This window comes from Arthrobacter sp. C9C5 (genome assembly GCF_013359735.1).
Lineage (GTDB): Bacteria > Actinomycetota > Actinomycetes > Actinomycetales > Micrococcaceae > Arthrobacter.
Genome location: NZ_JABFMX010000015.1, coordinates 60,974 through 81,936 on the forward strand (window position 1 = coordinate 60,974; position 20,963 = coordinate 81,936).

Sequence of the window (20,963 nt, forward strand, 5' to 3'; positions counted from 1 at the left end):
CTCGGATCGATTGCCACCTGGCAGCGGTCCACTACCAAAAAGGCTTCTCAGGCCAGCCGGGTTTTCCGGCAGTAGATGCTTGGGATCAGAATTCTGAAGGAGTACGCACGTGGCACGTGTGAAGAGGGCGGTCAACGCCCACAAGAAGCGCCGGGTTATCCTCGAACGCGCAAAGGGCTACCGTGGACAGCGTTCACGCCTGTACCGCAAGGCCAAAGAGCAGCTGCTGCACTCGTTTGTGTACAGCTACGGCGACCGCAAGAAGAAGAAGGGCGACTTCCGCCGCCTGTGGATCCAGCGCATCAACGCTGCTTCCCGCGCCAACGGCCTGACCTACAACCGTCTGATCCAGGGCCTCAAGGCCGCTGAGGTCGAGGTTGACCGCCGTATGCTGGCCGAGCTGGCCGTCTCCGACGCCAACGCCTTCGCCGCGCTGGTCAAGGTCGCCAAGGACTCGCTGCCTGCTGACACTTCCGCTCCGGCCGTCCAGGTAGAGGCTGCTGCGGCCCCGAAGGCTGCGAAGAAGCCTGCCGCGAAGAAGCCTGCTGCCAAGAAGGCTGACGCCGAGGCCGCAAAGTAGTTCCTGCCGCCGTCGAAAGACAGCGTCGTTCAAGAACTGCTCGCGAGAGCAACTAAGGTTCTTATATGAACGAAACCGGGCGCCCGCAAGGCTTTCCACTTTCCAACCCTCGAGCAGATCGAGTGAGGAAGGTGGCACAGCTTGCCGGGCGTCCGGCCCGTTTAAAGCGCAGCGAGTTCCTGGCCGAGGGCCCGCAGGCTGTCCGGGAGGCCCTGGTCCTGCACCAGAAGAGGATTGCCGCGGGGGAGCCCGGCCTCGTCTATGAGGTCTACGCCAGTGAGGCCTGCCTGGACCGGCACCCGGACCTGGAGGCACTCGCGGAGGGCACCACCGCCTACCTCGCCACGGACGAAGTGCTGGCCGCGATGGCGGACACGGTCACCCCGCAGGGCATCCTCGCGGTCTGCGGCTTCCTGGACGTCGGCCTCGACCAGGTGCTGGACGCGAACCCACGACTGGTCGCGGTCCTGTGCCAGGTCCGCGACCCCGGCAACGCCGGAACCGTGCTCCGGGCCGCCGACGCCGCCGGTGCGGACGCCGTCATCCTGACCGCCTCCAGCGTTGATATCTACAACCCGAAGGCCGTGCGCTCGACGGCCGGATCCCTCTTCCACCTGCCCGTGGTGCTCGGCGCCGATGTAGAGGAACTGGTGGCGCGCTGTAAGGAACGCGGCATCGGTGTCCTCGCGGCGGACGGCCAGGGCCAGCTGAACCTCGACCGGCTCCAGGACGAGAACGCGGCCCGGCGGCTCGGAGCGTCCGCGGCCGAATCCGAGTACGCCCTGGAACAGCCAACCGCCTGGCTGTTCGGCAACGAGGCCCAGGGGCTGTCCGAAGAGGAACTCGCCCTCGCAGACCACCGGGTCGCCGTGCCGGTCTACGGAGCGGCGGAAAGCCTCAACCTCGGCACCGCGGCAACGGTTTGCCTTTACGCCAGCGCCAGGTCGCAGCAGCGCTCCGCTTAGCCGGTACCACCTTCAGAAAAACCAACGACGGCGGGGGCCCACCAAATGGTGAGCCCCCGCCGTCGTACCTTCACCGCTGCGGCACTGCAGCCGGGCGGTGACGTGAGAGATTTACGTGGTCCGGTTTCGCCCGGTGATGGCGCCGTAGATGCCGGCTACGACGAGGCCGCCGACAATGGCCAGGATCCAGGAACCGAGGTTCCAGAATTCCATCTTGCCGCCGCCGAACAGCAGGTCGCCGATCCAGCCGCCGACAATGGCTCCGACGACGCCGAGCACGAGGCTGGTGACCCAGCCGCCGCCGACCCTGCCAGGCATGATTGCCTTAACGATTGCACCTACAATGAGTCCGAGAATGATCCAGCCTAGAAAGCCCATTTCTCCTCCTACATATTCGTCGGCATTCACCTTAGGAATCCCGATTATGGCTTCAAGCTAACACAGGCGTGATCGCGTGTCAGCAACATCACACTCAATCGTTACGTACCGCAGGCGGCCCCGCCGCGGTGCGGGAGCGGGCCCTAAAACGGGTACGGTGTTCCTTGCGGACCCGGGCGCACGGCGCTTTCCGCAAGTCCCCCTGAAAAACCTCCAAAGGAGAAGCTCTCTTGGCTGCAAACGGCGGTACCAAGGCGATTGTCGCGGCGCTGGCCGCCAACCTGACGATCGCCGTCCTCAAGTTCATCGCATTCATCCTGACGCTGTCCTCATCGATGCTCGCGGAGGCTATCCACTCGCTCGCCGATTCAGGGAACCAGCTGCTCCTGCTGGTCGGCGGAAAGCGCGCCAAGAAGGAAGCGAGCCCCGAACACCCGTTCGGCTACGGCCGGGAACGCTACATCTACGCCTTCATCGTCTCGATCGTGCTCTTTTCCGTCGGCGGCCTGTTCGCACTCTACGAGGCCTGGGGCAAGATCCAGCACCCGCACGGCATTGAAGGCGACTTCTGGTGGGTCCCGCTGGCCGTGCTGATCGGCGCGATCATCGCCGAGTCTTTCTCGTTCCGGACCGCCATCCGGGAGTCCAACCCGCTGCGCGGCAAGCAGAGCTGGGTCCACTTCATCCGCAACGCCAAGCAGCCCGAGCTGCCCGTGATCCTGCTGGAGGACTTCGGCGCCCTGCTGGGCCTGCTCTTCGCCCTCTTCGGCGTGAGCCTGACGCTGGTGACCGGTGACGGCATCTGGGACGCCCTCGGCACCGGGATGATCGGTCTGCTGCTGGTGGCGATCGCCGGAGTGTTGGCCGTGGAAACCAAGTCCCTGCTGCTGGGCGAGTCGGCGACCAAGGCCGACGTCGCAAAGATCCGCGGCGCCATCGAGTCCGACGGCACCAGCATCATCCACATCAAGACCATGCACCTCGGCCCCGAGGAACTGCTGGTCGCGGCCAAGATCAGCGTCGGCGCGGCCGACTCGGGCCGGGACATCGCGGCGGCCATCGACGCCACCGAGGTCCGGATCCGCGACGCCGTGCCCACCGCCCGGGTGATCTACCTGGAACCGGACGTGGAGCGCGTCAGCGCCAGCTAGTCCGCGCGTTCCACCCGGAGGCCGCTGGTCCGGTACCGCATCATGCGGCTACCGGACCAGCGGCTTTCTACGTTCGACCGCGCCGCTGAGGGCCGCGACGCCGAGGCCCAGGATGGCAAGCACCGCCCCCACGAGGGCTGGCGCCACGTAACCCCAGCCCCACGCGATGACGAGGCCGCCGAGGAAAGCGCCCAGGGCGTTCGCCACGTTGAGGGCCGCATGGTTCAGCGAGGACGCCAGGGACGGCGCGTCGGGGGAGGCATCGAGGAGCCGGGTCTGCAGCGCCGGGACGAGCATGGAACCGGCGGCCCCCACGACGAAGACCATCACGTAGGCGGACCAGGGCCAGTGCACGGCCACCGCGTAGACCACCAGCGCCACGGCAACGCCGGGCAGGACCCAGTAGATGGTGCCCATGACGGATTTGTCCGCGATCCGGCCGCCGACGATGTTTCCCACCACCATGCCCACGCCGTAAAGGGCGACGACGAGCGGCAGCCACTCCGAGGGAATGCCGGCCACCGAGGTCATGGTGTGGGCGATATAGGTGTACGTGGCGAAGAAACCGCCGAAGCCGACCACGCCGATCAGCACGGCGAGCCAGACCTGCAGCCGCTTCAGCGCGCCGAGTTCACGGCGGATGCTCGCGTCGGCGTGGGGTTTCTGGAACGGCACGAACTTCCAGAGCATGGCCATGGTGGCGATGCCGATCAGGCCGACCAGCAGGAAGAGCAGCCGCCAGCCGAAGTTCTGTCCCAGCCAGGTCCCGAACGGCACCCCGATGACGTTGGACACGGTCAGGCCGGCCATCACCATGGAGATGGCCCAGCCGCGCTTGGTCGGCGCGACCAGGGAAGAGGCAATGACCGCGGCAACCCCGAAGAAGGCGCCGTGCGGCAGGCCGGCGGCGAAGCGGGACACCAGCATGGTGCCGTAGTCCGGGGCGATGAAGGAACTGAGGTTGGCGAGGCTGAAGAACAGCATGAGCCCCAGTGCGAGGTACTTGCGCGGCAGTTTGGCACCGACGGCGGCCAGCACCGGGGCGCCGACCACCACGCCCAGGGCATACGCCGAGATCAGGTGCCCGGCCTCCGGAGTGCCGATGCCCAGGCCCTGCTCCACCTCCTTGAGCAGGCCCATCATGGTGAACTCGGTGGTGCCGATGCCGAATCCGCCCATGGCAAGGGAAATGATGGCGAGGGCAAGGTGGCGGGTGCCGGTTTTCGGCGTCGCGGGGGCGTCTTTGGTGGTTGTCATCCGTCTACTTTTCGGGAATGATCCCGGCTGGAGCCAGGAGAATGCGGCGCAGTGGTTCGGCGTGGAGTCTCTGTGCAGGGAACGCGGGGCGAGGGCTCCGGTATTCCAAAATTCCAACGGCGTACGCCAGGTCTCCCATCATTGTCCCCCGGCAGCCACGGCCGCGGCGCCCCTAGACTGGTGGACGTGACTGAACTCATCAACGTTGTCGGCGGCGCAGTAGTGGATTCCCTGGCCGAGCCCCGGACCCTCCTGGTGGCGAGGCGGACCGCGCCGCCCCAGTTTGCCGGCATGTGGGAGTTCCCCGGCGGCAAGGTGGACCCGGGTGAGGCTCCGGAGCGTGCGCTGCACCGTGAACTGCTGGAGGAACTCGGGGTGGAGGTCCGGCTGGGTCCGGAGCTGCCCGCTGAGACACCGACCGGCTGGCCGCTCAACGGCCGGGCCGCGATGCGGGTCTGGTTCGCCGAGCTGGCGGCCGGCACGCCGCAGCCGCTGGAGGACCATGACGAACTCCGCTGGGTGGCGCTGACGGACCCGCAGGAAGTCCTGGGGCTGCCCTGGATCCCGGCCGACCTGCCGATCGTGGAAGCACTCCTGGCGGCCGTCGCGGCGGAACCCTCGCCAAACTGAGTCCTGTGTGCCTACGCTGGGGCGAACCGAGAGGAGCTGGGCGTGCAGGTGGGGGTCAGACGGGAACAGCGTGCGGGGGAACGCCGGGTGGCGGCCACCCCCGAGACGGTGCGGCAGCTCACGGGCCTCGGCTTGTCGCTGCTGGTGGAATGCGGTGCCGGCGTCGCATCCGGCTACGGCGACGCCGACTATGAGGCGGCCGGGGCCAGCCTCACCCCGGAGCTCCCGCTGGACGCCGTGGATGTCCTGCTGCACGTCCGCCCACTTTCCCCGGAAACCGCCGGCGCGCTGCAGCCCGGCACCGTCACCATCGGCTTTGCCTCACCGGCTTCGGAACTGCCGGCCGTGGGTGCCCTCGCCGCCGCCGGCGTGACATCCTTTGCCTTGGAACTCGTGCCTCGGATTTCCCGCGCCCAGTCCATGGACGCGCTCAGCTCCCAGTCCCTGGTCGCCGGCTACCGCGCCGTGCTGGAGGCGGCCCTGCGCTACCCGAGGTTCTTTCCGTTGTACATGACCGCGGCCGGGACCATCCCGCCGGCCCGGGTGCTGGTCCTCGGCGCCGGCGTCGCAGGCCTGCAGGCGATCGGCACCGCGAAACGGCTCGGCGCGCGGGTCTCGGCCAACGACATCCGCGCCGCCTCCGCCGACGAGGTCGCTTCGATGGGCGGCACCTTCATCAACCTGGAGCTCGATACTGGAGCTGCGAACGCGTCCGCCGAGGGCAGCGGCGGGTACGCCCGTGAACTCGCGGAGGACCGCGCCGCCCGGCAGCGTGCCTTGCTGGCGCCACACGTCGCCGCGGCGGACGTGCTGATTACGACGGCGGCGATTCCGGGCCGTGCCGCCCCGCTGCTCGTCACCGCCGACATGGTGGCCGGGATGCGGGCCGGATCCGTCGTCGTGGACCTCGCCGCGGAATCCGGCGGCAACGTCGAGGGAGTCATCGCCGGCCGGGACATCCTGGTTCCGGTCCCGGGCGGCGCCGTGACGCTGGTGGGGATGCAGGACGCGGCGTCTGCCGTTGCTTCCGACGCGTCCCGGCTGTACGCCAAGAACGTCGCCAACCTCCTGGCCCTGATGACCGTGGACGGCAAGGTGGTCCCGGACTTCGACGACGACGTCGTCGCGGGGGCCTGCCTGACCCACGACGGCGCCGTCCGGCACGCCGGCACGGCTGCAGCGATGGAGGCCCACAACTAATGGATGCTGTCACGTTGCTCACGGTGGTGGTGCTCGCCGTCTTCGTCGGCTTTGAAGTCGTCTCCAAAGTCACCAGCAAGCTGCATACCCCGCTGATGTCCGGCGCCAATGCCATCCACGGCATCATCCTGGTCGGCGCGGTCATCGTGGCGGGCCAGGCCGACGACCCCTGGCTGCTCGCCGTCGCGTTGCTCGCGGTGGTCCTCGCGACCGTCAACCTGGTCGGTGGCTTCGTCGTTACCGACCGGATGCTGGAGATGTTCGGCCCGCGGAAAACCGCGCGTCCCGGCGGTTCGGCCGGTGCCGGCACCGGCCGGACGGAGGAGGAAGGCCAATGAGCATCCTCGCCCCGGCCTGGACCGCGCTGTTCTATCTCGTGGCGGCCGTTTGCTTCATTCTCGCGCTGAAAGGCCTCAGCTCGCCCCGGACCGCCCGCCGCGGCAACGCCATCGGCGCGGCCGGTGCTGCGGTGGCCGTGGTGACAGTGTTCCTCTCCGCGCGGCTGGAGAACATTCCGCTGATCCTGGCCGCCATCGCCGTCGGCACCGCCCTGGCCGTACCGGTGGCCCGGCGCGTGCAGATGACCCAGATGCCGCAATTGGTGGCCCTGTTCAACGGGGTGGGCGGCGGCGCGGCCGCACTGGTCGCGGTGCTGGAACTCGGCCACAGCGGGGACTCCTGGGTGCGGCTGGCCGTCGTCTTCACCATGCTGGTCGGTGCGGTGTCCTTCGCCGGTTCGGCCGTCACGGTTGGGAAACTGCAGGAGCTGATCAGCACCCGCCCGTTGCTCTTCCCGGGCATGCCTGCCGTGATGGTGCTCGTCCTGGCGGGCGCCCTGACCGCCGGGGGATTCGTTGTGCTGACGGGGTCGGCGGGCTGGGCCGGGGCGCTGCTGGTGCTGGGCCTGGCCGCGGGTCTGCTGTTGGTGCTCCCGGTCGGCGGCGCCGACGTGCCGATCGTGATCTCGCTGCTGAACGCCTTCACCGGCCTCGCCGTCGCCGCGTCCGGGATCGTGCTCGGCAACGTGCTGCTGCTCGTCGCCGGGACGCTCGTGGGCGCCAGCGGCACCATCCTGACCAAGGTGATGGCCTCGGCCATGGGGCGCGGCGTGGCCGGCATCATGTTCGGCGCCTTCCGAGGCGGATCCACCGCGGGTTCGACCACCCTCAGTGACCGGCCGGTGCGCTCCTCCTCGGCCGAGGACGTCGCCGTCCAGCTCGGCTATGCCCAGCGTGTCGTGATCGTGCCGGGCTACGGCCTCGCCGTCGCCCAGGGCCAGCACACGGTAGCCGAGCTCGCCACCGCCCTCACGGCCAGGGGAGTCGACGTCGTCTTCGCCATCCACCCCGTGGCCGGACGGATGCCCGGGCATATGAACGTGCTGCTGGCGGAGGCAAACGTGCCGTACGAGTCGCTCCGGGAACTCGAGGAGGTCAACCCGGAGTTCGCCAACACGGACATCGCCTTAGTGGTGGGGGCGAACGACGTCGTCAACCCCGCCGCGAAGTCGTCCCCGGGGTCGCCGATCTACGGGATGCCGATCCTCGAGGTGGTCCAGGCGCAGCAGGTGGTGTTCCTGAAGCGCTCGATGCGGCCGGGCTTCGCCGGAATCGAGAACGAGCTCCTGCATGACCCCAAAACGACCCTGCTGTTCGGCGACGCCAAGGATTCGCTCTCCAAGGTCCTCGGAGCGGTCAAAATCCTCTAGGCACCGGTCCGGGGAGGGGCTCGGGCACCGGACCCGGGAGGGGGCAGGAAGAGACCGCGCCGCTCAGAAGAGCGTGGGCTGCGCTGTTCCGGCGGTGAGGCTGGCGGTGACGCCGGCGCGGTAAGCCGCCGCTCCGGGCGCTGCCGGCCCGGGGATGCTGCCTGCCGGGTACTGGGCCTCCTCCTCCCGCGGATCATCGTTGAGGTCCCGGTGGCTGAACCCCGAGGAGCCCAGGAAGCCGTGCCGGGACTTGAAGTACCGGATGCGGCCCGCCAGCCAGGCGCGGTATTCCTTGGAAGCGTAGGAACCGCCGCCGTAGAGGCGGCGGTACTTTCCGGCGAGCTGGGGGTGCTCACGGGCGATCCACTGCATGAACCACTCCCGGGTGCCGGGTTTGAGGTAGAGCGCCCCTGCCGTGACGCCGGTGGCGCCCGCCGCTGCGAGCGAGCCGAAGAGCGAATCCAACGCTTCGTCGGAGTCCGAAAGCCAGGGCAGGATGGGCATCGCCATCACGCCGCAGGGAAGCCCCGCGTCGCGCAGCCGGGATACCAGTTTGAGCCGGGCCCGGGGGCCGGGAGTTCCGGGTTCCACCGCCTCGGCGAGCCGCTCGTCGGTCATGGCCAGCGAGATCCCCACGCCCACGGGGACCTGGGCGGCGGCGTGCTTGAGCAGCGGGATGTCCCGGGCCAGCAGCGTGCCCTTGGTGAGGATGGACAGCGGAGTGCCGGAGTCGGCCAGGGCGCCGATGATGCCGGGCATCAGCTGGTACCGGCCCTCGGCGCGCTGGTACGGGTCCGTGTTGGTGCCCAGGGCGACGTGATGACGCTGCCAGGAGGGCTTGGCCAGCTCCTTGCGCAGCACCTCGGCGGCGTTGATCTTGACCACCACCTGGCTGTCAAAGTCCAGGCCGGCGTCGAAGTCGAGGTAGGTGTGGCTCTTGCGGGCGAAGCAGTAGACGCAGGCGTGGCTGCAGCCGCGGTAAGGATTGACCGTCCACTCGAACGGCATGCGGGAACCGGCGGCCACCTTATTGAGCACCGATTTGGCGGTGACCTCATGAAAAGTGACCCCGGCAAACTCAGGGGTGGAGACGGACCGCACGAGTCCCGCCAGCGGCAGCAGGGCCGGAGAAGCAGGCCCGGCGGCGGACCCGGCAGGGGGAGTTTCACCGCTTGGCCTCAGTGCTTGCGCGTCCCATCTCATGAATACATTCGAATATATGTTCGATCTTAAGTCAAGGACCGCGGGCCAAAGAAACGGCGCCGGCACGGACCGCAGCGTTGCTAGGCTGGGCCCATGATTCTCCTGACCGGCTTCGAACCATTTGGCGGCGAACGCAGCAACCCGTCCTGGACCGCGGCGCGCGGGGCGGCCGCCCTGCTCGAAGCCGAGGGCCACGAGGTGGCGGCGATCGAACTTCCCTGCGTCTTCGGGGACGCCATCACGGTCCTGCACGCGGCCCTGGCGGAGCACCGCCCGGACCTCGTGGTCTGCGCAGGACAGGCCGGCGGCAGGGCACGCATCTCGCTGGAGCGGGTCGCGATCAACTGCGATGACGCGCGAATCCCGGACAACGCGGGCAACGCCCCGGTCGACGAGCCTGTAGTCCCCGGCGCCCCGGCGGCCTACTTCAGCACGCTGCCGGTGAAGGCGGCACTGGAAGCGCTGGGAACGGCGGGGATTCCCGCCGAGGTGTCACAGACGGCCGGGACCTACGTCTGCAACCACGTCTTTTACGGCCTGATGCACGCCCTGCGGCTCACCCCGGGGGCACGCGGCGGCTTTGTCCATGTACCGTACGGGCCGGACCAGGTCCCGCCCGGAAGCGGACTGGCCTCGCTCCCGCTCGAGCAGATGGTGCAGGCGCTCGCCGTCGTCGTCCGGACCGCGCTGGCGACGACGGCGGACCTCAAGCTCGCCGCGGGCGCCACCCACTAGCCCCGCCCCGCAGGAACGGCCGCCCGGCCGGTGAGCTCAGTCGAGCAGCTCCCAGACGACGTCGGCGGCCGCCGTGACGCTGGAACCGCCCGCCTCGACGGTCAGCGGCTCGGACGCCGCCACGCGCTGCATCCTGGCCAGCGGGATGGGTGAGGCGGCCCCGGACTGCTGCGTTACGGAGAGTGTCCTGCCCAGCCGGGCGCCCGCCAGCGCGGCGAAGTGCTCGGCCGCGGTGCGGGCATCGTTCCAGGCCGCCTCCCGGGCGCGCGCCTCGACCGCGGAGGGATCCGCAAAGCCGAGTTCCAGCCCGTTGAGGCGCACATCGTCCCCGCCGGCCGCGACCGCCGCGGCAATGAGCGCGGAAGCGGCCGCCAGCTCGCGGAGCCGGACACTCAGCGTGCTGGAGGCCAGGTAGCCGGAGACGAGCTGCCCGCGGCCCTCCTGCCAGCTGACCTCGGCCCGGACGTTCAGGCCCGACGTCGTGATGTCCGCGTCCGGCACGCCGTGCTCCCTGAGCACGGCCGTGATCGCGGACGAGGCACGGGCGGCGTCGCCATACGCCGCCTCCACCCCGGGGCGGCGGCATTCGACGCCGATGGAGAGGGTTAGCAGGTCCGGCGCGGCTTCCGCGGTGCCGGATCCGGTGACCGCAATGGACCTGGGAGTTTCCGTCATGTCATGCCTCGTTCCGCTCGGGGGCCGTGCTGGCAGGTTTTTCTGGGGGCGTCGTGGGGAAGCGCTTAAGGAGGGCCGGGGGGTAGCCGCCGGCCCGGAGCCCGGCGTGCCGCTCAAAGGGGTTGGCCGATCCGGGGTTGCCCGTCCGCCACAGCGACCAGGCAGCGGACAGGAAGTACAGCGGCAGGAACGGCACGCCCAGGCACCAGGCGTACTGGGTGCTGTGCCGTTCCTCGTGCCCCAGCAGTACCGGGTTGCCCAGGGCTTCGGCGGGACCGGCCCGGAACAGCACCACGTTGCCCACGGTGAACGCCGCCGCGAACGGCAAGCGCCAGCGGTACCCGGTGGCGAGGATCAGGCCACGGGGGCCGCGGCGGACCCTGGTCCGGGCGCAGGCTGCCAGCAGCAACCCCAGCGGGGTCGATGCATTCAACAGATTGGCAAGCTGCCGCAGCCGCTGTCCGGACGTCATGAGGCCATGGTAGCGGGGGAGCCGTGTTGCCCGGCGGGCCCTCTCCGTCACGTTCGGGCGCCCGGACGCGTTCAACTAGACTGGAGGGGAGCGCCCGCCGGAACGATTTTGGCGAGCCCTGCCCTTTGTCGACGCACCGGTTCCTGCACCTGTTGAAGGTACTGCGTGCGCTGGCATCACCCGACTCGTAGCTAAGAACAGTAGATGACTGAAACTTTGCCGGGCGCCGCCGTCCCGAACCCTCTGGATGAAGCCGCCATCACCGCCGCCGTAGACCAGGCCGTCGCCGCCATTGCCGCCGCCTCGACGCTCGATGAGCTCAAGGCCGTGCGTCTGGCCCACACCGGGGAAAAATCCGCGCTGAGCCTGGCCAACCGTGAGATCGGCGCGCTGCCCAAGGACCAGAAGGCCGCCGCCGGCAAGCTCATGGGAGCCTCCCGCGGACGCGTCAACAAGGCGCTCGCGGACCGCACGGTCGAACTCGAGGCGGAGAACGACGCCCGCATCCTGGTCGAGGAAACCGTGGACGTCACGGCTGCTCCGCGCCGCCGTCGCGCCGGTGCCCGCCACCCGCTGTCCACGCTGCAGGACCGCGTCGCGGACATCTTCGTCGGGATGGGCTGGGAGATCGCCGAGGGCCCCGAGGTCGAGTCGGAGTGGTTCAACTTCGATGCGCTGAACTTCAAGCCGGACCACCCGGCCCGCGAAATGCAGGACACCTTCTTCGTGGAGCCGCCCGAGGCCCACCTGCTGATGCGCACCCACACCTCCCCGGTGCAGGTCCGCTCCATGCTGGAACGCGAGGTGCCGATCTACGTGCTGTGCCCCGGCAAGGTGTTCCGCACCGACGAGCTGGACGCCACGCACACCCCGGTCTTCCACCAGTTCGAGGGCCTCGCGATCGACAAGGGCCTGTCCATGGCGGACCTGCGCGGGACCCTGGAGCACTTCGCCCGCCAGATGTTCGGCGACGAGGCCCAGATCCGGTTGCGCCCCAACTACTTCCCGTTCACCGAGCCGTCCGCGGAGCTGGACATCTGGCACCCGGGGGCCAAGGGCGGCCCGCGCTGGATCGAGTGGGGCGGCTGCGGCATGGTCAACCCCAACGTGCTGCGCGCCGCCGGCATCGATCCGGACGTCTTTTCAGGTTTTGCCTTCGGCATGGGCATCGAACGCACCCTCATGTTCCGCAATGAGGTCGGCGACATGCGCGACATGATCGAAGGCGATGTACGTTTCAGCGAGCACTTCGGGATGGAGATCTAACAGTGCGTATCCCACTTTCCTGGCTGCGTGAATTCGCAGCGGTACCGGCCGGAGCGACGGCCGAAGACGTGATGGCCGAACTGGTCAAGGTCGGCCTCGAGGAGGAAGCGGTCCACCGCCCCACCGACGCGCTCCAGGGCCCCATCGTGGTGGGCCAGGTCCTGAGCCTGGTCAAGGAGCCGCAGTCCAACGGCAAGACCATCAACTGGTGCCAGGTCCGCGTGGTCCCCGAAGGCCAGGAGCAGACGCTCACCGGCGACGGCATCGACCCCTCCGGCGTGCAGGGCATTATCTGCGGCGCACACAACTTCGTGGAAGGCGACAAGGTGGTGGTCACGCTTCCGGGCGCCGTCCTGCCCGGCGACTTCCGGATCTCCGCCCGCAAGACCTACGGGCACCTGTCCGCGGGCATGATTGCCTCCGTCCGCGAACTCGGCATCGGCGAGGACCACGACGGCATCCTGGTGCTTTCCCGGATCGGCCTGGACCCGGAACTGGGCACCGACGCCATGGAACTGCTCGGCCTCTACGACCAGGCCGCAGAAATCAACGTCACCCCGGACCGCAGCTACTGCTTCTCGATCCGCGGCGTAGCCCGGGAATACGCGCACGCCACTGGCACCGGCTTCACCGACCCCGCGTCCAAGGTGCAGGCCCCCGCTGCCCTGGCCGGCGGCTACCCGGTCAAGCTCAACGACGACGCACCGATCTACGGCAAGCCCGGCTGCGACCGCTTCGTCGCCCGCACCGTGCACGGTGTGGACGCCACCCGTCCCACCCCGCCGTGGATGTCCGCCCGGCTCCGCCTCGCCGGCATCCGCTCCATCTCGCTGCCGGTGGACATCTCCAACTACGTCATGCTGGAGCTCGGCCAGCCGCTGCACTTCTACGACCAGGACAAGCTTTCCGGCGAGATCGTAGTCCGCCGCGCCGTCGCCGGCGAGAAGCTCAAGACCCTGGACGGCAAGGACCGCGCGCTCGACGCCGAGGACCTCCTGATCACGGACGGCTCCGGCCCGATCGGCGTCGCCGGTGTGATGGGCGGTGCCGCCACCGAAGTCAGCGACGCGACGTCGACCATCCTGATCGAAGCGGCGCACTTCGAGGAAGTCTCGATTGCCCGTTCGCGCCGCCGCCACAAGCTGCCCTCAGAGGCGTCCAAGCGCTTCGAACGCGGCGTGGACTGGCACGTTGCCCATGTGGCCGCCCAGCGCGCCGTCGACCTCCTCGTTGAACTCGCCGGAGGCACGGCGGACGAGGCCGGCACCGACGTCGGCACCGCGCCCGCCCCGGTTACCGTGCAGTTGCCGGCGGCCTTCGCCGCCGAGCGGATCGGCATCGACTTCACCGAGGAACAGATCCTGACCTCGCTCCAGGACCTCGGCGCCGTCGTCGAAAAGACCGGCACCGGCTACAGCGTCACGGCCCCGAGCTGGCGCAACGACCTGGAAACGAAGGAAGACCTTTCCGAGGAAATCGCCCGGCTGGTCGGCTACGACAAGATCCCCGCGACCCTGCCCGTGGCGCCTCCGGGCCGCGGACTGACCCGCGTCCAGCAGCAGCGCCGCCGGCTCGTGCAGGCCCTGGCCGACGCCGGCCTGACCGAGGTGATGGCGTACCCGTTCGTCTCCAAGGCCGCCAACGACACCTTCGGGGTCGCCGCGGCCGGCGCGGAGCGCAAGGCGCTCAAGCTGGCCAACCCGATCAGCGAAGAGCACGGCTACCTGCGGACCTCCATCCTGCCGGGCCTGATCGAGGTCGCCAAGCGCAACCACTCCCGCGGCTTCCGCGACCTCGCGCTCTTCGAGTCCGGGCTGGTCTTCCTGCCCGGCGACACGCTGGGCACCGCCTCGATTCCGCCGCTGGGCGCCAAGCCCTCCGATGAGGTGCTGGACGGCCTGTACGACGGCGTCCCGGACCAGCCGCTGCACCTCGCCGCCGTGCTGACCGGCCACGATTCCCCGGCCGCGCCGGCGCACACACCCCGTGCCTGGGACTGGGCCGACGCGCTGGACATCGCCCGGCTCGCCGGTGACGTCCTCGGCGTCGAACTCGTGGTCAGCAAGGGCCAACACCAGGCGTTCCACCCGGGCCGTGCCGCGCAGCTGGCGCTCCGCAGCGGCGAGGTCGTGGGCTACGCCGGCGAACTGCACCCGAAGCTGCTCGCGGCGCACGACATGCCGGCCCGCTCGGTGGCGCTGGAGCTGAACGCCGATGCGCTCTTCGAAGCCGCCGCCGACGTGATCGTCGCCCGTCACATCTCCAGCTACCCCGTGGCGACCCAGGACGTGGCCCTCGTGGTCGCGGCCGAGGTTGCGGCGGACGAGGTGCTGGCCGCCCTGCGCGAGGGCGCGGGGGAGCTGCTCGAGGAGGTGTCCCTGTTCGACGTCTACGCCGGCAAGGGCATCGAGGAGGGCAAGAAGTCGCTCGCCTTCAACCTGCGCTTCCGGGCCGACGACCGGACGCTGACCGCGGACGAGGCCTCGGCCGCCCGCGACAGCGCGGTCGCTGCCGCGCACGAGCGTTTCGGCGCCGTGCAGCGCTAGCGCCTACGAAGCCCCCGGAGGGAAGCCCCCGGGGGCCCCGGAGGGAAAGCCTGAAATACAGGAGGGCGGGACCATGGCATCGCAGTTGATTGTGCGGTCGGTCCCGCCCTTTGGCGTACCCGGCGCACCCGAGGTACTGGACGCCGCCGCCCGCGAACAGCTGGACGACGTCGAGCTCGGGCGCGCCCGGGGCCTGGAGCCAGGTCCGCGGGCGGCGTTCCTGGCCGGCCGGCTGGCCCAGCGGCGGCTGGCCGCCGAACTGCTGGACGTGCCGCCGGCGAAGCTCATAGCCGCCTACGACTGTCCGCAGTGCGGTCCCGGAAGCCCGCACGGCAGGCCCGGCTACACCCTGAGCGGCGCGCCGGCGCCGCTGCTGCTCAGCCTGTCCCGCAGCGCGGGCTGGGTCCTGCTGGCCGCCGTGCTGGATCCTGAAGCGGGGCTGCGCCTCGGCGTCGACGTGCAGGACCCGGCGGGTGCGGATTTTGACGGCTTCGACCAGGTGGCGCTGGGCCGCGCGGAACGTGACAGCCTTCGCGGCCTCTCCGCGGCGGGGCTGCTGCACGGACGTGCCCGGCTCTGGGCACGCAAGGAGGCTTGGCTCAAGCTGTGCGGCACCGGGCTGCTCACCGCGCCCGAGACCGTGGAGGTGCTGCACCGGCCCGGCATCCGGGACCTGCCGCCCGACGAATCAGGACTGCCCGCGCAGTTCGCTGCCGCCCTCGCTCTCTCCGCGCTTCCGGGCCGGGGTTAGCGCGGTCTCAGGGCCAAATTTTTCAGGCGGTCAGCCGGCCGGCAGGGGCGGCAGCGCCTCTTCATAGAGCCAGGGGTGCAGCACAGCCTCGGCGTCCATCCCGGTGACGCGGTCCGCCGCCAGGATGAAGTCCTCCGTGGTGACGGAGCCGTGCCGCTGGCTGCCGGTCCACTCGTGCAGGAGCGCGAAGAAGGCAAGATCGCCGCAGCGGAGGCGGACCGCATGCAGGGCGAGGGCACCGCGCTTGTAGACGCGGTCATCGAACATCAATTCCGGTCCCGGGTCACCGACCAGCAGGTCCTGGCCCTCGCGGTTGAGCATCCGCCAGGCAGCCCGCGCGCGGTCGGCCACACTCATGATGCCGGCCTCCTCGGACCAGATCCACTCCGCGTAGCAGGCGAAGCCTTCGTGCAGCCAGATGTCCTTCCACGACGCTGCCGTCAGCGAATTCCCGAACCATTGGTGGGAGAGCTCGTGCGCGATCAGCCGCTGTGATTCCCAGTCCGACGCCAGGTGGTTGCGGCCGAAGATGGACAGGGACTGGGCCTCCAGCGGGATCTCCAGGGCGTCCTCGGTCACCACCACGGTGTAGCCGGCGAACGGATAGGGCCCGAAGCAGCTGGTGAAGGTTCGCATCATCTGCGGCTGGAGGGCGAGCCCGGCGCGGGCCTCGGCCGACAGTTCGGCCGGCACCGCGGCGGTCTGGGCGACGTCGCCGGCCGTCCGGTCCGGGTTGAGCGGCAGCAGCTCGTACCGGCCGATCTGGACCGTGGCGAGGTAGCTGGCCATTGGTTCGGACTGCTCGTAGACCCAGGTTTCGCGGCTGGAACGGGCCTGGTGCGAGACCAGCACCCCGTTGCAGACGGCCCGGTAATTGGCGTCGGTGGTGACCGCGATGCGGTAGCTGGCCTTGTCCCGCGGATGGTCGTTGCAGGGAAACCACGACGCCGCTCCGTTGGGCTGCCCGGCGACCAGGACGCCGTCGCTCAGTTCCTCCCAGCCCACCTCTCCCCAGAGCCCGCGGCGGGGCGCCGGGTTGCCCTCGTAGCGGATGTCCAGGGTGAATTCGTCGCCGGGCAGCAGCGCCGTGTCTGGCACCACGACCAGCCGCTCAGCCCGCTGGTTGAACTTGCGCACCTTCCGGCCGGGCATCAACACCTTCGTCGCGCGGAGCCCGGTCAGGTCCAGGACAATGGCGGAGCTCTGGCGACGGGCGACGGCGTGCAGCGTCGCCCGTCCGCCCAGATGGTTGCTGTTGATCCGGTAGTCGAGCTCCAGCTCGTAGCGCGTGACGCGGTACACGTCGGTGCCGTGGCCCGGCATGTACGGATCAGGAGCGGCCGCGGGCGTTGCGGCCGGCAGTTCAGCGGGAAATTCCTCGGCGGCGGCTGAGGCGGTGGGGCTCATGGCACGGCTTTCGGTCGTTGCGGTGGGCGGGAGGCGTCTTCCGGGTCAGGAACTACCGGGCGGGGCTACTTGGGCTTGGGTGCCGGAACATCCGGGCCGACCCACGGGCTGACCGGATTTCCCATCCAGTACGTGGCGGCCGGGACCGTTTCGCCCCGCATCACGAGTGATGCCGAGCCCACCGTGCCGCCGTTGCCGATCCGGGCCCGCGGCAGGATGACTCCGTGCGGACCCATCGTGGCCCCGTCTTCGAGCGTAACAGTGTCGATGCTCATGACCCGGTCGTGGAAGAGATGGGTTTGGACCACGCAGCCGCGGTTGACCGTGGCGCTGCGGCCCAGGGTGACGAGGTCCGCCTCCGGCAGCCAGTAGCTCTCGCACCAGGTGCCGGCACCGATCTTGGCGCCCAGGGCGCGCAGCCACCAGACGAGGGCCGGGGTGCCGGATGCCGCGCGCGCGAACCAAGGGGCGCTGACCATCTCGATGAAGGTGTCCACCACCTCGTTCCGCCAGATGAACGAACTCCAGAGCGGGTGCTCACCGGGACGGATGCGTCCCACCAGGAGCCACTTCGCGACGACGGCGCTGCCGGCAGCAGCCGCGCCGGCCAGCAGGACGACGACGCCGCCCAGGAGGGCGGCCGCCGCGTAGTTGAAGGTGCCGGCCAGCCAGTCCAAGGCCACGAGCACGCCCGCGGCGACGGCGACCGTGAGGACCACCGGGACAAAGCGGCAGAGCTCCCACAGGGCACGGGCCAGTTTGAGCCGCAGGGGCGGCTGGAAGGTGCGGGTGTCGTCGGAGGCGATCGCGGTCCTGCGCAGCCGCACCGGCGGGCTGCCCAGCCATGAGGTCCCTGATTTCGCCTTCGCAGGGGTCGCGGAGAGCACCGCCACGAGGGAGTTCTTGGGCACGCTGCGCCCCGCGGCGGTCATGCCTGAGTTGCCGAGGAAGGAGCGTTTGCCCACCTTGGCCGGCGCGATCTTCATCCAGCCGCCGCCGAGCTCGTAGGACGCGATCAGGGTGTCGTCGGCCAGGAAGGCCCCCTCGCCCACGGTCGTCATTTTCGGGATCAGCAGCACCGTGGAGGCCTCCACGTTCCGGCCGATCCTGGCGCCGAGCAGGCGAAGCCAGATTGGTGTGAAGAGGCTGGCGTAGACGGGGAAGAGCAGGTCCCGGGCCAGGTCGAGGACCCGTTCCGTCGCCCACACCTGCCAGCCGATCCGGCTGCGTACCCGGTAGTAGCCGGTGCGCAGCCCGACGCCGAGCAGGCGCGTGGTGGCGAGAACCAGGACCAGGTTGGTGCCGAACCACGCGAGCGCGGCCAGCGGGAGCGAGTACGCCAGCTGCAGCAGGGCCGCGGCGAGTGAGTCGCGGCCTTGGATGAAGAGGAACATCACCAGCCCGGCCGCCGCGGCGGACAGGTAGGGGATCAGGGCCAGCAGGGCCGAGGCGGAGGCGAAGCCGGCAAACCAGAGCCGGCCGATCAGGTGGTGCTCCGGCGGCGTCTCGGGCCAGCCCTGTTTGGCTTTGCCCCGGCGTTCTGCCGGGGAGCCGGCTACCAAGTGGCCGGCTTTGACCTTGCCGAGGACGGCGGAGCCCGGCTCTACCTGCGCCCCGGCGCCGATGCTGGCACCCGGCATGAGCGTGCTGCGGGCGCCGACGACGGCGCCGGCTCCGATCCGGATCGCGCCGATGTGGACGGAGTCGCCGTCGATCCACCAGCCGGAGAGATCGACTTCGGGTTCGATGTTGCAGCCGTTGCCGAGCGTGAGCAGCCCGGTCACCGGCGGCAGCGAATGGAGCTGGACGTTGTTGCCTATCGTGGCACCCAGGGCCCTGGCGTAGTAGGGCACCCACGGGGCGCTGGCCAGGCTGATGGCGCCGGCCAGGTCTTGGATTTGTTCGGCCAGCCACAGGCGCAAATGCACCCGGCCGGAGCGAGGGTAGCTCCCGGGGGAGACGTTGCGCAGCAGGAGCCGCGCCGCGGCCACTGAGATCGCCATCCGCCCGGCCGGGCTGACGAACACCAGCCAGGAGGCTCCCACCCACCACCAGGACAGGGTCGGCGCCGCGGTGAAACCGGCGAGGGACGCGAGCAGATTGTTCGCCACCATCAGGTAAGTCAGCCAGCGCATCCCGACGAGGATGTGCAGCGGGATACCCAGCAGCGTCTGGGCCCACTGGGCGCGGCGGGACGTGGGACGCACCGAACGCTCGCCGGCCGCCGGGGCCCCGCCCTCCGGGAGGGACTGGCGTGCCGCATCGACCAGGGCGCCGATCCGGGGAGTGGCATAGATATCCGCCACCGTGATCGTGGGGTAGCGGACGCGCAGGGCGGAGACCAGCTGGGCCGCGGCCAGCGAGCCGCCGCCGAACGCAAAGAAGTCGGCATCGAGGTCCGAAACGGTCCCGCCCAGGACAGCGCTCCACTGTTCGACGATCCAGCGAGCGTCATCCGGAAGGTTCAAGGGCGCCGCCGCGGCATCCGCCGCCCCCGCCCCGGCCAGCGGCCACGGCAGTGCGTGCCGGTCCACCTTGCCGCTGGTCTTGGTCGGCAAGGCGTCCACGACCGTGAGCAGCGGGATCAGCGGGGCGGGCAGGGTGGACGCGAGCAACTGCCGTGCGGCCGCCAGGTCCAGCTCCCTGCCGTCGGCCGGTGAGAGGTAGCCGACCAGCACCTGGTTCCCGGCCGCCGTCGTCCGCACCGCTGCCGCCGCCCCGGCGACGTCGGTCAGCGACTGGAGCGCGGCGTCGATTTCGCCGAGCTCGATCCGGCGGCCGCCCAGTTTGACCTGTTCGTCGGCGCGGCCGACGAAGAGCAGTCCCGCCCGCTCGTAACGGACCAGATCGCCGGACCGGTAGGCGCGGGACCAGCCCAGCGCCGGCAGGGGAGCGTACTTTTCCGCGTCCTTGGCCGGATCGAGATAGCGGGCCAACCCGACGCCGCCGATGATGAGCTCCCCGATTCCGCCCTCGGCGACCGGCACCCCGTCGGAGTCGACGACGGCGAGGTCCCAGCCGTCGAGCGGCAGTCCGATCCGGACCGGTCCCGGCCCGCCCAGCGGCGCGGCGCAGGCGACAACGGTGGCCTCGGTGGGCCCGTAGGTGTTCCAGACTTCGCGTCCGTCCACAGCCAGCCGCTCGGCGAGTTCGGGCGGGCAGGCTTCGCCGCCGAAGATCAGCAGCCGGACGCTTTCGAGTGACTCCACCGGCCACAGCGCGGCGAGCGTGGGCACCGTGGAGACCACCGTGATGCCGTGGTTGATGAGCCAGGGGCCCAGGTCCATCCCGGTCCTGACCAGGGCGCGCGGCGCCGGGACCAGGCATGCCCCGTGCCGCCAGGCGAGCCACATTTCCTCGCAGGAGGCATCGAAGGCCACCGAGAGCCCGGCCAGCACCCGGTCCTGGGGCCCGATCGGCTCGGCCTGGAGGAAGATCCGCGCCTCGGCATCGACGAAGGCGGCGGCCGACGCGTGCCGCACGGCGACGCCTTTGGGCGTGCCGGTGGATCCGGAGGTGAAGATGACCCAGGCATCGTCCCCGGGGACCGGCTGCCTGGCGGCCGGGAAGGGCCGGGGATGGCCGGCGTCCGTGACGATCGTGCCGCCGGCGCGCAGGATGCCGGCAACGCGGGCCTCGCTGAACACCAGTTTGGCCCGCTCGTCGGGGTCGTCCGCGTCCACCGGAACGTAAGCGGCCCCCACGAACAACACCGCCAGGATGGAGATGTACAGCTCGTTGGTGCCGGAGGGGATCCGAACGCCGATCTTGTCACCTGCGCCCAGGCCGGCCAGGTGCAGCTTCCTCGCGGTGGCCCGGACCTCGTCCATCAGCTGGGCATAGCTCAGGGAGCGACGGCCGTCGTCGAGCGCGGAGGCGTCCGGAAAGCGGTCGGCGGTGTCCCGCAGGACATCGATCAGGGTCCGCTCCGGCGGCGCCGCGAAGGCGCCCGGCAGCTGCGGCTGATAGGCGGCGCCGGCCGGGGGATCGCCGACCAAGGGGACGCCGCCGGCCGGCGTTTGGTGCTCAATCACAGGGT

Annotated in this window: 18 protein-coding genes; 11 read left to right on the forward strand and 7 right to left on the reverse strand. The window is 69.9% G+C overall.

Annotation, left to right across the window (positions count from 1 at the left end; all coding sequences use genetic code 11):
* Positions 1–109: 109 nt before the first annotated feature.
* Both rplT and HNO80_RS12925 read left to right on the forward strand, forming a co-directional pair.
* Positions 110–580, forward strand: coding sequence for a 50S ribosomal protein L20 (rplT, locus tag HNO80_RS12920; protein WP_175323251.1), 471 nt, complete (start codon positions 110–112; stop codon positions 578–580).
* A 65-nt stretch (positions 581–645) separates the two neighbouring features.
* Positions 646–1,545, forward strand: coding sequence for a TrmH family RNA methyltransferase (locus tag HNO80_RS12925; RefSeq protein WP_175323252.1), 900 nt, complete (start codon positions 646–648; stop codon positions 1,543–1,545).
* Positions 1,546–1,656: 111 nt separating this feature from the next.
* On the opposite strand, the gene HNO80_RS12930 is transcribed toward HNO80_RS12925, so the two are convergent.
* Entirely contained in the window at positions 1,657–1,923 is a 267-nt protein-coding gene (locus tag HNO80_RS12930; RefSeq protein WP_056740672.1) for a GlsB/YeaQ/YmgE family stress response membrane protein, read from the reverse strand.
* A gap of 230 nt (positions 1,924–2,153) precedes the next feature.
* On the opposite strand from HNO80_RS12930, the gene HNO80_RS12935 reads away from it, so the two are divergent.
* A complete protein-coding gene (locus HNO80_RS12935) occupies positions 2,154–3,074 on the forward strand; it encodes a cation diffusion facilitator family transporter (RefSeq protein WP_175323253.1) in 921 nt (306 codons plus the stop codon).
* Positions 3,075–3,122: 48 nt separating this feature from the next.
* Here HNO80_RS12935 and HNO80_RS12940 read toward each other — a convergent pair whose 3' ends face one another.
* Positions 3,123–4,331 (reverse strand): MFS transporter, encoded by a 1,209-nt coding sequence (locus HNO80_RS12940; protein ID WP_175323254.1) that lies wholly within the window; start codon positions 4,329–4,331, stop codon positions 3,123–3,125.
* A 186-nt stretch (positions 4,332–4,517) separates the two neighbouring features.
* Between HNO80_RS12940 and HNO80_RS12945 the strand changes: the two genes are divergently transcribed.
* From HNO80_RS12945 to HNO80_RS12960, 4 genes are read left to right on the forward strand one after another with little or no spacing between them, the layout of a single operon-like run.
* The gene (locus HNO80_RS12945) at positions 4,518–4,961 is read left to right on the forward strand and encodes a (deoxy)nucleoside triphosphate pyrophosphohydrolase (RefSeq protein ID WP_175323255.1); all 444 of its coding nucleotides are present in this window, start codon (positions 4,518–4,520) and stop codon (positions 4,959–4,961) included.
* Positions 4,962–5,003: 42 nt separating this feature from the next.
* Positions 5,004–6,161 carry an NAD(P) transhydrogenase subunit alpha gene (locus tag HNO80_RS12950; protein ID WP_175323256.1) on the forward strand — a complete coding sequence of 386 codons (1,158 nt, stop codon included), beginning with the start codon at positions 5,004–5,006 and terminating at the stop codon, positions 6,159–6,161.
* Entirely contained in the window at positions 6,161–6,499 is a 339-nt protein-coding gene (locus tag HNO80_RS12955; RefSeq protein WP_175323257.1) for an NAD(P) transhydrogenase subunit alpha part 2, read from the forward strand. Before HNO80_RS12950 ends, HNO80_RS12955 begins: the two co-directional genes overlap by 1 nt.
* Positions 6,496–7,869, forward strand: coding sequence for an NAD(P)(+) transhydrogenase (Re/Si-specific) subunit beta (locus tag HNO80_RS12960; RefSeq protein WP_175323258.1), 1,374 nt, complete (start codon positions 6,496–6,498; stop codon positions 7,867–7,869). Before HNO80_RS12955 ends, HNO80_RS12960 begins: the two co-directional genes overlap by 4 nt.
* Positions 7,870–7,932: 63 nt before the next feature.
* Here HNO80_RS12960 and HNO80_RS12965 read toward each other — a convergent pair whose 3' ends face one another.
* A complete protein-coding gene (locus HNO80_RS12965; protein ID WP_175323259.1) occupies positions 7,933–9,072 on the reverse strand; it encodes an Rv2578c family radical SAM protein in 1,140 nt (379 codons plus the stop codon).
* A gap of 93 nt (positions 9,073–9,165) precedes the next feature.
* Between HNO80_RS12965 and pcp the strand changes: the two genes are divergently transcribed.
* Positions 9,166–9,807 carry a pyroglutamyl-peptidase I gene (gene pcp, locus HNO80_RS12970; protein WP_175323260.1) on the forward strand — a complete coding sequence of 214 codons (642 nt, stop codon included), beginning with the start codon at positions 9,166–9,168 and terminating at the stop codon, positions 9,805–9,807.
* Positions 9,808–9,843: 36 nt separating this feature from the next.
* Here the strand turns inward: pcp and HNO80_RS12975 are convergent, their stop codons facing one another.
* Both HNO80_RS12975 and HNO80_RS12980 read right to left on the reverse strand, forming a co-directional pair.
* Entirely contained in the window at positions 9,844–10,482 is a 639-nt protein-coding gene (locus HNO80_RS12975; protein ID WP_175323261.1) for an SIMPL domain-containing protein, read from the reverse strand.
* Between the two features lies 1 nt (position 10,483).
* Positions 10,484–10,954 (reverse strand): hypothetical protein, encoded by a 471-nt coding sequence (locus HNO80_RS12980; RefSeq protein WP_249777331.1) that lies wholly within the window; start codon positions 10,952–10,954, stop codon positions 10,484–10,486.
* Positions 10,955–11,158: 204 nt separating this feature from the next.
* On the opposite strand from HNO80_RS12980, the gene pheS reads away from it, so the two are divergent.
* From pheS to HNO80_RS12995, 3 genes are all read left to right on the forward strand, one after another.
* Positions 11,159–12,220, forward strand: coding sequence for a phenylalanine--tRNA ligase subunit alpha (gene pheS, locus HNO80_RS12985; protein ID WP_175323262.1), 1,062 nt, complete (start codon positions 11,159–11,161; stop codon positions 12,218–12,220).
* A gap of 2 nt (positions 12,221–12,222) precedes the next feature.
* Complete coding sequence (gene pheT / locus HNO80_RS12990; protein WP_175323263.1) at positions 12,223–14,766, forward strand: phenylalanine--tRNA ligase subunit beta; 2,544 nt, start codon at positions 12,223–12,225, stop codon at positions 14,764–14,766.
* 73 nt (positions 14,767–14,839) lie between these two features.
* A complete protein-coding gene (locus tag HNO80_RS12995; protein ID WP_175323264.1) occupies positions 14,840–15,517 on the forward strand; it encodes a 4'-phosphopantetheinyl transferase family protein in 678 nt (225 codons plus the stop codon).
* Positions 15,518–15,547: 30 nt separating this feature from the next.
* Here HNO80_RS12995 and HNO80_RS13000 read toward each other — a convergent pair whose 3' ends face one another.
* Together HNO80_RS13000 and HNO80_RS13005 are read right to left on the reverse strand one after the other, a co-directional pair.
* A complete protein-coding gene (locus tag HNO80_RS13000) occupies positions 15,548–16,924 on the reverse strand; it encodes a M1 family metallopeptidase (RefSeq protein ID WP_175323265.1) in 1,377 nt (458 codons plus the stop codon).
* 65 nt (positions 16,925–16,989) lie between these two features.
* Positions 16,990–20,922 carry a Pls/PosA family non-ribosomal peptide synthetase gene (locus tag HNO80_RS13005; RefSeq protein WP_217500905.1) on the reverse strand — a complete coding sequence of 1,311 codons (3,933 nt, stop codon included), beginning with the start codon at positions 20,920–20,922 and terminating at the stop codon, positions 16,990–16,992.
* Between the last annotated feature and the right edge of the window lie 41 nt (positions 20,923–20,963).

What these genes read in the sequence shown, in the direction of transcription:
- pcp (WP_175323260.1), top strand. Translation starts at nt 9,166, where the DNA reads ATGATTCTCCTGACCGGCTTCGAACCATTTGGCGGCGAACGCAGCAAC.
- HNO80_RS12940 (WP_175323254.1), bottom strand. Translation starts at nt 4,331, where the DNA reads ATGACAACCACCAAAGACGCCCCCGCGACGCCGAAAACCGGCACCCGC.
- HNO80_RS12930 (WP_056740672.1), bottom strand. Translation starts at nt 1,923, where the DNA reads ATGGGCTTTCTAGGCTGGATCATTCTCGGACTCATTGTAGGTGCAATC.
- HNO80_RS12960 (WP_175323258.1), top strand. Translation starts at nt 6,496, where the DNA reads ATGAGCATCCTCGCCCCGGCCTGGACCGCGCTGTTCTATCTCGTGGCG.
- pheS (WP_175323262.1), top strand. Translation starts at nt 11,159, where the DNA reads ATGACTGAAACTTTGCCGGGCGCCGCCGTCCCGAACCCTCTGGATGAA.
- HNO80_RS12925 (WP_175323252.1), top strand. Translation starts at nt 646, where the DNA reads ATGAACGAAACCGGGCGCCCGCAAGGCTTTCCACTTTCCAACCCTCGA.
- HNO80_RS12995 (WP_175323264.1), top strand. Translation starts at nt 14,840, where the DNA reads ATGGCATCGCAGTTGATTGTGCGGTCGGTCCCGCCCTTTGGCGTACCC.
- HNO80_RS12980 (WP_249777331.1), bottom strand. Translation starts at nt 10,954, where the DNA reads ATGACGTCCGGACAGCGGCTGCGGCAGCTTGCCAATCTGTTGAATGCA.
- HNO80_RS12965 (WP_175323259.1), bottom strand. Translation starts at nt 9,072, where the DNA reads ATGAGATGGGACGCGCAAGCACTGAGGCCAAGCGGTGAAACTCCCCCT.
- HNO80_RS13000 (WP_175323265.1), bottom strand. Translation starts at nt 16,924, where the DNA reads ATGAGCCCCACCGCCTCAGCCGCCGCCGAGGAATTTCCCGCTGAACTG.
- HNO80_RS12975 (WP_175323261.1), bottom strand. Translation starts at nt 10,482, where the DNA reads ATGACGGAAACTCCCAGGTCCATTGCGGTCACCGGATCCGGCACCGCG.
- HNO80_RS12955 (WP_175323257.1), top strand. Translation starts at nt 6,161, where the DNA reads ATGGATGCTGTCACGTTGCTCACGGTGGTGGTGCTCGCCGTCTTCGTC.